At 51.3% G+C, this 7,109-nt stretch carries 6 protein-coding genes; all 6 read right to left on the minus strand.

Translation table 11 applies throughout. The features are described 5' to 3' along the window. The coding region (locus tag CWE07_RS14040) for a 2Fe-2S iron-sulfur cluster-binding protein (RefSeq protein WP_241974158.1) at positions 1–978 on the minus strand (978 nt) is incomplete at its 3' end. Between the two features lie 104 nt (positions 979–1,082). Then, positions 1,083–1,799 (minus strand): PepSY domain-containing protein, encoded by a 717-nt coding sequence (locus CWE07_RS14045; protein WP_126819026.1) that lies wholly within the window; start codon positions 1,797–1,799, stop codon positions 1,083–1,085. A gap of 27 nt (positions 1,800–1,826) precedes the next feature. After that, complete coding sequence (locus CWE07_RS14050) at positions 1,827–2,675, minus strand: copper resistance D family protein (protein ID WP_111570581.1); 849 nt, start codon at positions 2,673–2,675, stop codon at positions 1,827–1,829. Further along, the gene (locus CWE07_RS14055) at positions 2,675–3,025 is read right to left on the minus strand and encodes a copper resistance CopC family protein (RefSeq protein WP_111570582.1); all 351 of its coding nucleotides are present in this window, start codon (positions 3,023–3,025) and stop codon (positions 2,675–2,677) included. Before CWE07_RS14055 ends, CWE07_RS14050 begins: the two co-directional genes overlap by 1 nt. Before the next feature lie 96 nt (positions 3,026–3,121). Next, complete coding sequence (locus CWE07_RS14060) at positions 3,122–3,481, minus strand: copper-binding protein (protein WP_111570583.1); 360 nt, start codon at positions 3,479–3,481, stop codon at positions 3,122–3,124. Position 3,482: 1 nt separating this feature from the next. Next, positions 3,483–7,109: efflux RND transporter permease subunit (locus tag CWE07_RS14065; RefSeq protein ID WP_133307008.1), on the minus strand; the 3,627-nt coding region annotated here is incomplete at its 5' end.

The following is a 7,109-nucleotide window of genomic DNA, read 5'->3' on the forward strand; positions in this document are numbered from 1 at the left end:
CATATACTGGCCGGCTGCGTAATCAAGCTTGCGGTCCAGCACTTCAAAGCACAATTCGCGCAACATCGGCGTTATAAACTTAGTACTTTTCAACTGCAGGTTAACGTGGCGCGCATCAGTTTGCGGCACTTCAATACGATGGACATCATTTACCTTGTGCTGGCACGCCAAACGGTACCCCTCTTGCAACTGACGCGACGGCAGTAAAGCTCGGTCAGCATGGCTGATGGGCGTATCATCGGCCATTTTCACTTGGCAGAGGCCACAAGTACCACCGCCACCACAACCGCTTGCAATGACAATGTTATTGCTTTGCAGTGCTTGCAACAGGGTTTTATGTGCTGGCTCTACGAGTTTCTTGGGCTGCCCCGCATCTATTGCGGTGACTGAATACTTCCGAAACGAGAATCTCATGTCACCTGTCGATATCAGCTTGATAAGCAACATCAAACCCGACAGAGCAAACCAGAGCGTTATCAGGGCAGCTAGCGTAATCACCAGATTGTTGAAGTTTCTGCCCCCTGTGTAATCGATAAAATGAAGGCGAAACATCCAATCAGCCACCACCCATGGCGTATTTCTGTGGGCAACGACAGCCCCTGACGCCGCATCAACATAGACTCGGGTATTTAGATCGTCATCAAAATCAAATCGAAAACCCTCGCCGCTCCACCCATGTAACTCTCGGCTATGGGTGATTGGCGTTGTCTGCTTAACGTTACCCGGCCCAGCATAACTGATTTGCGCAAGCTGCTGAGCAAAATCCCGCGACGTTCGCCAGACTGAGCCATCGCGCCCATCCAAGTACTGAACCCCTCCGGCATGATGCACGTCCACCCTGGGAACGCCAGCTTGCGCATAGGCGTGTACTTTAGTCACACCGTCCAAATCACCCCACCAACTAGCCGATACTTCAGTAAGTTGCGCCGGGCTTAATGTCTCGGGTTGAGGGGAACGTGCATATTGCTGTCCCGCCATACCATGGTGATCAACCAGCGCGAAATACAATCCACTGATCGTCCATAAAAGCAGCTGTATCAGCAGGATAAGGCCAGTCCAGCGATGTATTCCCTGTAAAAACCTCATCCAGGCTGCCTCCGCGACAACCAAATCGTTTGTACCAGCAAAATGGTGCCGGTAAAAACAAAAGCAAAGGTCGCAAAAATAAAGGCACGTAGCCACCAGGTGGTGATATTAACCCGGTCTTGGTAATCCATAATATGAAGCATCCACATGATGTCGAACCCCCGCCAGAAATCATGGCGGCGCACCATCATTTCCCCCGTTTGAGGGTGAAGGTATAAGCTAGTATTACCGACATCATCAAAGTTGACTTGCCAGATTGGTAGGAATCGTTCATTCAGCTCACTCGGCGCCTCGCTTTTTAAATAGCGAACCTCGCTGATTTGAGGATCGCCCTTGGCATAGTAGACTGAAGCTAACTGGTAAATATCATCTCTGCCGATCTCAATTTGTGAGCGTGTGTGCGGGTCCACCAGTATGGATGTACCGTCAGTCTCGAGCTGAACCAGATCTCGAAACTCCCCCTGCACCAAGCGATTCACCAGGTACATGTGCTCTGCTTCTGGATATTGCTGCACAATGTCAGGGAAGCGTTCGATGAGAGAATTATCTTGGATCTCACCATCTGCTTCTTGGGTCAAATGCACGCCATGAATAAAAGGCAGTTGAAACAAAACCATATACGCACCAGATACCGCCCATATCACCATCTGTACGCCGACAATCAACGACAGCCACCGATGCCAGGTACGAAATGACGAGGATTGATATTGCATAGCATTCCTTTACATATTGAGGCGACCCTAACGAGGTGAGAGCCCACTACTCAATGTCATCGCTAACATAATAATCAATACCGCTAGCAACATCTCTACCGTGATTGATTGTTTAAGGCGGTGCGCCGCCAATGCTCCATCTAGCTGAGGAACTAACTTAAACTTATGGATAGCAGCCATCACAAGGATCAGCCCGACCAACAGCAGCTTGGCCGCAAGCACAAACGTATAACTATTGAAAGGAAGTGCTGGTATCCATTGCCCAGTCGCACTTCTATACATCAACATGCCTGCGATAATAAGGGCTGGCACCGCAATTGACATATGCGAGCCGAATGTTTCCATAATACGTCGGGCTTTAGCTGGCGGAACGGATGTTGCCAAGTGACGCAATCCATGCAGGCTGCCAAACCATAGCCACGCAGCAAGCAGATGAATCAAGAAAGCCAACTTAGCCCACCAAGCAGCCTCAGCGCTATGGCCCATGCCTAAAAAGCTCCAGCTCATAAGCGCAGCCGCCCCCATATATGCCAGTACTCGGATAGGAGGCAACCCGACCACGGCAACTACCAGCCACAAGACAGCCGCACCTATTTGCAGCAACACAAACTGACCAATCGGCCCCGTCTGGATAAACTCCATATACATAGGGTCAAACATACCGCTGAGCCCCGCATCGGCTAAGTCGCCCACAATAAACATGAAGTACATCAGACTCGCCGACAATAACAGGATGGTGATCACGCCTGCCTTTTTGTTCATGAGTGGTGTTGCCTGCCCTGACAGCTTGGCGATATAGGGCGTAGCGATGATGGTCGCGTTTAACCAAAAAATAATAGCCAGCATCACAATGCTGGCTACAGTCCAAAGGTTCATCATTTCACCTCGAAACTAAAGGCTCCTGACATTCTGTGACTATCACTGCTCATGGCTCTCCATTCAACAGTATAAGTACCTGCTGATAAATCATCGGCCACTGGTATCTCCTTGACTGCCTGAGCTGTTCGGCTCATCGTAAAATCTAAAGCCTGAGTATCACCGCTATCGGACAGTAACTCAACACTGATCAAACGCACCTCGCCACTGAAGGTCAGTTTGATTTGGCTGGGAGATGCTGTCAACAGGGTACCATCACCTGGCGTGCTTGATATCAGCTCATCATGTGCATGCGCGCTAATGCTCAACAACATCGCAGCACCCAGGGCAACCTTTAATAAGTTTTTCATCTATCTTCCACTCTATCATCTAATAAAGCCAACCAGGCTGAGACCTCAATCGAAATGTCGTGTCTGGTTCACCAAGGTTGGCTGGATACACGGCACTTAGTGAGCGTGCTGAGCGCTTTTCATGGCAACGACAACAAAGTCGCGGTCCTTACGCTCTACCTTAACTTTAATTTCTTCGCCCTCGTTTAAGTGATCGATGTCGAGACCCTCAGACACGCTAAAGGCCATGGTCATCGCTCCCATGTTCAGATGGTCAATGGGCTCGTGACGTAGCACAAGTTCATGATGGTCGACATCGATCTCAATCACTTCAGCACGCACAAACTGGCTCTCAGCCTCAGCTTCAGAGTGGCTATGAGCATGCGAGTGATGTCCATGCTCTTGATGCGCGATTGCAGCACCACTCATCACAAGCGCCAGCGATACCACGCTGATTAATGAACTTACTTTTTTCATCTTAAACTCCTGTCTGCTTCGACTTTACTTTCAACTCTTCACGCCAGCTATAGAGCACTGGCACAACGAACATAGATAAAACAACAAACGTCAGCCCGCCAACCGTCGGGATCGCCATAGGGATCATCAAATCCGCGCCACGACCAGTGGCTGTCAATACTGGGAATAACGCGAGGATAGTGGTCGCACTCGTCATCAAACACGGACGAACACGTTGCAAGCCGGCTTCAACCGTGCGCTCTCTCACACGCTCAACCGTATCGCTTGCCTCTTCGCTAAAGCGCTGTTTTAGATAGGTTGCCATGACGACGCCATCGTCAACAGCGATGCCAAATAACGCAAGGAAACCAACCCAAACAGCGACACTCAAATTTGTCACCTCGAACTGGAATATGTCACGGAGGGTGACACCTTGTGTGATCAGTGGGATGCTAAAGTTGGCAAACCAGCTTTGACCATACAAATAGAGCATGATGAAGCCACCACCCCACGCAACGGCAATCCCACTGAATACCATCATCGCTGTGCTTACTTCTTTAAATTGCAGGTACAGCAAGATGAAGATTAAGACTAACGACAACGGGATCACCAACTGCAGCGTTTGCATCGCGCTTTGCTGCTGCTGATAGCTGCCTGCGAAGCTGTAGCTAACGCCAGAGGGCAAGCGAAGCTCTCCACTGTTTTGTGCCGCTTGAAGGTGTTCTCGGGCCGCCTCAACGGCTTCTACCTCGGCATAACCGCCGGCAGAACCAAAGGTGACGTACGCGGTGAGAAACGTATTTTCTGAACGGATCATCTGCGGACCACGTTCATACTTAATCTCGGTCACCTCAGATAGCGGAATTTGTGCACCGCTGGCGGTTGTGATCAAGGTATCGTACATCGCTTCAATACCGTCTCGTCGTTCGCGTTGATAACGCACGCGGATCGGGTAGCGTTCACGACCTTCCACACTGCGAGTTACCTCCACACCACCGATGGCAGCGGCAATGGTATTCTGCACTGTTTCAACACTTAAACCGTAGCGTGCTAGCTGCTCGCGCTTTAAGTTAATCTCAAGATAGGGCTTACCAACCACCCGTTCAGCGCTCACCGAAGCAGAGTTGACGCCGTCGGACTCCCTCAGCACGCGTTCAATATCAACCGCTGCCTGCTCTAAAGTAGCCAGATCGGGGGCCTGTATTTTGACCCCCATCGCCGCTCGCATGCCCGTTTGCAGCATCAATTGCCGGGTTTCAATAGGCTGTAAACGCGGAGCGGAGGTTACCCCTGGCACTTCTGCTGCAGCAGTGATTTCATGCCAGATATCACTCGGGCTTTGAATGTGATCTCGCCATTGGCGATAGGGCCTGCCACGCCGATCTGGTATCAAGGCACCTTGCTCATCTCGCAAAAATTCACCACTCGAGTCCACTTTAAAGTGCAAGCGACGCCCGTTCTCATCGCTCTTAAATTCACTTTTGTAGTTAATAAAGGTTTCAATCATCGACACCGGTGCCGGGTCAAGTGCCGTTTCTGCCCGACCGATTTTGCCGACCACAGACTCAACTTCAGGAATGGCAGCAATGGCTTTATCCTGTTGGCTTAACACATCGAGTGCTTCGCCAATGGACGCATGGGGCATGGTGGTTGGCATAAGCAAGAAAGCACCTTCATCCAACGACGGCATAAACTCGCGCCCTAACCCCGGGACAATGGCAAGACCCGCGGCCACCACCAACACCGGTAAAGCAAGAAACGCCGCTTTAAAGCGCAAGCACCAGCGTAGCATCGGCTCATAAAAGCGAATAATAAGCGCAAAACTGCCCACCACTGCGGTAAACAAAATGGCGACAAAAAGAAAGTTGCGAATGTTACCCGCAGCGGGCCCCAGAGGCTCCCATAGGTTTGCCAGCAGCACTAATACAATGAGTGTTAACACCGCGTAGACTATACGATAAGCCTGCCGGCGGGCCTCTAACCAAGCGTCAAGTCTCGCTAACCGATCACTCAGCAAAACGCGCAACATAACTGGCACTACCACCAGCGCCAGTACCACTGCGGCTAAGAGGACCAAAGTCTTAGTATAAGCCAATGGCGTGAACAGCTTGCCCTCTGCACCAGTCATCGTAAACACAGGGAGAAAACTGATCACCGTGGTCGCGATCGCGGTCATCACAGCCGGTCCCACTTCTTTGGTGCTAAGCCTGATAATACTGCCAATATCTTTATCTGGCTGCTGCTTACGTAAACGCAGCGTATTATCGGTGACAATAATACCCATATCAACGATGGTGCCGATTGCAATGGCAATACCAGCCAAGGCAACAATATTGGCCTCAACGCCGAGTATTCGCATGCCAATAAAGGTCATCAGTACCGCCAACGGCAACATTGTGGCCACGGTAATCGCCGAGCGTAAGTGCAACAATAGAATCATCACCACCGCAGCAGTCACCAATAGCTGTTGCGATAAAGCGTCGCTTAAGGTGCCTAAGGTTTCCATGATCAGCGTTGAGCGATCATAAAACGGTACTACCGTAATCTGGCTAAGGTTCAACCAATCTGGCCAGCTACTTTGAGGGTGTGCCTGCAGCCACTCAGACCAAGCCCGGTGATGCTCATCATCAAAGTTTAACGTTCCACTGCGGTAATCTGGCAGGCCTTGCTCAGCCGCAAATTGACGCACTTCGGACGGCGATACCTGATCCCAATCGACCACCGCACGGCTTGGCAAGCTTGTGGCAATTTCATCAATGCGTGCTTTGGTGTTTTCAATCGCCTGAAGCGGGTTGAAACCCTCTCGCACCGTAACCACGCCACCGACCGCCTCAGCGCCTGACACGTCTAAGGCACCACGTCGTTCCGCAGGACCAAACCCAACGTTAGCCACGTCAGAGACCAGGATTGGCGTGTTGTCGCTGGCCATCGCCACCACCGCCGCTGCGATATCGTCAAGTGACTTGATGAAGCCCACACCACGAACAAGGTACTCTACTTGGTTAATTTCAGTGGTGCGCGCACCAACATCCAGGTTTGACTGCTGCACCGCCTGCATCACTTGCTCCAAGCTCACCTCGTAATAACGCAGCGCATCGGGATCGACATCCACTTGATACTCACGAACATATCCGCCCACTGAGGCCACTTCAGAGATCCCTTCTGCAGCTAACAAGGCGTAGCGTAAATACCAATCCTGGACCGAACGCAGTTCATCCAGATCCCAGCCGCCTATCGGGTTGCCTTGCGGGTCTCTACCCTCCAAGGTATACAGGTACACTTGGCCAAGTCCGGTCGCATCTGGCCCCAAAGCTGGCTGCACACCTTCCGGCAGCGTACCAGCAGGCAAGCTACTCAACTTCTCCAGTAAACGCGAGCGCGACCAGTAAAACTCAATGTCATCGTTAAAAATAACGGCAATGCTGGAGAAACCAAACATCGACAAGGTACGCACGTCTTTAACACCCGGCACCCCCATCAATTGCACCGACAGCGGATAGCTGATTTGGTCATCAACATCTTGCGGCGAGCGCCCAGGCCAATCGGTATACACAATCTGCTGGTTTTCACCAATATTAGGAATAGCATCCACCGCCACAGGCGAGCGAGGCATGCCGGTATCCCAGTTAAACGGCGCCACCAATATACC

Source organism: Aliidiomarina maris (assembly GCF_003987335.1).
GTDB lineage: Bacteria > Pseudomonadota > Gammaproteobacteria > Enterobacterales > Alteromonadaceae > Aliidiomarina > Aliidiomarina maris.

What these genes read in the sequence shown, in the direction of transcription:
- CWE07_RS14045 (WP_126819026.1), bottom strand. Translation starts at nt 1,799, where the DNA reads ATGCAATATCAATCCTCGTCATTTCGTACCTGGCATCGGTGGCTGTCG.
- CWE07_RS14050 (WP_111570581.1), bottom strand. Translation starts at nt 2,675, where the DNA reads ATGAACCTTTGGACTGTAGCCAGCATTGTGATGCTGGCTATTATTTTT.
- CWE07_RS14055 (WP_111570582.1), bottom strand. Translation starts at nt 3,025, where the DNA reads ATGAAAAACTTATTAAAGGTTGCCCTGGGTGCTGCGATGTTGTTGAGC.
- CWE07_RS14060 (WP_111570583.1), bottom strand. Translation starts at nt 3,481, where the DNA reads ATGAAAAAAGTAAGTTCATTAATCAGCGTGGTATCGCTGGCGCTTGTG.